Origin of the sequence: Thalassotalea sp. PP2-459, from assembly GCF_001913705.1 — a bacterium.
GTDB classification, from domain to species: Bacteria; Pseudomonadota; Gammaproteobacteria; order Enterobacterales; family Alteromonadaceae; genus Thalassotalea_C; species Thalassotalea_C hakodatensis.
Genome location: NZ_MKQD01000055.1, coordinates 1 through 921, shown reverse-complemented (window position 1 = coordinate 921; position 921 = coordinate 1). Strand labels below are relative to the sequence as shown.

Below are 921 nucleotides of genomic sequence, written 5' to 3'. Positions count from 1 at the left end.
CTATTGATACCTCTGGTGCTGATTTAGGTGATTTACCTGCGCAACTTTTTGGCGGTGTTGATGTGTACAAGTCAGCAACAGCTGATAACACTGCACAAGGCATTGCTGGTGCGATTGATTTAAAAACGCGCCGTCCGTTTGATATGGATGAAGGGTGGACTTTTGTTGCCGGCGCAGAAGCGGCACGTGGTTCAATTACCAAAGAAACTGACCCAACGTTACATGGCTTAGCGGCATATAACGACGGTAAAATTGGTTTCTTAATTTCAGCGGTAACACAAGATGTGACGCTAGCAACTGACTATAACGGTCATAACGACACCTCTGAAAACGGTGGTTTAGGCTGGACATCAAATAACTATGCGTGGAGCACACCAGCAGAAGGCGCTGAATATCGCAACATTGTACCACACGGTTTTACCGCGTTTAATAAAACAGAAGAGCGTGAGCGTGATGCTGTTCAAGCGTCATTGCAAGTTGATTTAGGTGAAGGTTTTACCTTAACCGCGGATTATTTCTATACGAACCAAGACCGTTTTAATGCACGCTCTGGCTTTAACACCAATAACCGTTGGCAAACTTTCGCACAGTATGCGTTTGCAACCAACTATACCGGTGATTCATACACTGATGGTGACGGCAATGAATGGCGTGGTGTTGATGCGTTCAAGATGCGCCCATACCGTATGCAATCATTCACACAAGTGAATGTTAATGAAGAAAAATCACGTAACTTTAACTTACAGTTAGATTATGACAATGGCGGTGCGTTAACCGGTCAAGTACGTTTCACTGATGCTACTGCGACAGCAAAAATGCGTCATGCTTACGGCGAAGGCGATATCATGAGTATCGATGAAGGTGCGTTGGTATTAGGCCCAGGTGGCTTTACCTCGGCTGAACACTGTACTAACGGTGAAG

At 45.3% G+C, this 921-nt stretch carries 1 pseudogene; it reads left to right on the top strand.

What is annotated here, in order from left to right:
* Positions 1 to 921 (top strand): annotated as a pseudogene (locus tag BI291_RS13975) (TonB-dependent receptor); the annotation flags it as partial.